At 70.9% G+C, this 1061-nt stretch carries 1 protein-coding gene and 1 pseudogene; one reads left to right on the top strand and one right to left on the bottom strand.

Annotated features, from left to right (window positions below; translation table 11 throughout):
- Window positions 1-229 (bottom strand): annotated as a pseudogene (locus ACFWPJ_RS33680) (hypothetical protein); the annotation flags it as partial.
- 107 nt (window positions 230-336) lie between these two features.
- On the opposite strand from ACFWPJ_RS33680, the gene ACFWPJ_RS33675 reads away from it, so the two are divergent.
- Window positions 337-978: a histone deacetylase gene (locus ACFWPJ_RS33675; protein WP_378857684.1), complete on the top strand. Its 642-nt coding sequence runs from the start codon at window positions 337-339 to the stop codon at window positions 976-978.
- Window positions 979-1061: the final 83 nt, after the last annotated feature.

Below are 1061 nucleotides of genomic sequence, written 5' to 3'. Positions count from 1 at the left end.
CGGTGGCATCGTCACGGGAGGGCAGGCCGGTCGGGACCGGAGCACCGGTCGGGGCCGTGGGGCCGGGTACGACGGCCGGCTCGGTGCCCGGCGCGCCGGTCGGCGGTGTTCCACTCGGTGCGGACGGCTGGATGACGGTCGGCTGCGCGCCCGATCCCAGGTCGCCGGCACAGGCGGCGAGTCCCCCCGCCAGTGCCACCAGCGCTGCCACCACGATTGCTGATCTCATGATCTTTCCCCTCGACGTCCTCGCCCGACCCATCGAAGGAAGAATCGACAGCAGGAGCGAATTCGTTTCGTTCGCTCAGGAAACCGTGACCCACCCGAGGTGAGCCCGTGACCACAGCTCAGCACGTCTGGTACGCCGCGTACGGCTCCAACATGCATGCCGCGCGCTTCGCCTACTACCGCCGGGGCGGCACTCCGCCGGGGACCTCGCACACCTATCCGGGGTTCCGCGACCCCACCCCACCGGCGGCCGTCACCGCCCTCACGCTGCGGGGATGCCTGTATTTCGCCTGGCAGAGCCCGGTCTGGACCGGGGGCGTCGCCTTCTACGCCGACCGGCCCGCCGCGGGCTGGCCGACCGGGGTCGCGGCCCGCGGGTACCTGCTCACCGTCGAACAGTTCGCCGATCTGCAAGCCCAGGAGATGTACCGCGAGCCCGGCGCCGGCTTCGACCTGGCGCGGGTGCTCACCGACGGCGCGGTGCGGCTCGGACCGGGCCGCTACGAGACCGTGTTGCACGCGGGCACCGAGGACGGCGTGCCCATCCTGACCTTCACCGCGCCGTGGAAGGCGGAAACCGTTGCGCTGCAACAACCGTCGGCCCGGTACCTGGCCATGATCGGCGCCGGCCTGCGCGAGTCACACGGCTGGGATACCGACCGCATCGTCGAGTATCTGAAGGTGTGTCCGGGAGTCGTCGACCGGTGGCGCGAGCACGACCTGCGCGTCTTGCTGACCGGCGATCGATGACGACGCCCATTTCGCCGATCGGTCATCGGGTGGACAATCGAACCGGGGAGGCCGACCGTCCGGGAGCGGGTGCATGGAGTGGC

The sequence above is a fragment of the Nocardia sp. NPDC058497 genome (assembly GCF_042720195.1).
Lineage (GTDB): Bacteria > Actinomycetota > Actinomycetes > Mycobacteriales > Mycobacteriaceae > Nocardia.
This window is presented reverse-complemented; position numbering and strand designations above follow the sequence as displayed.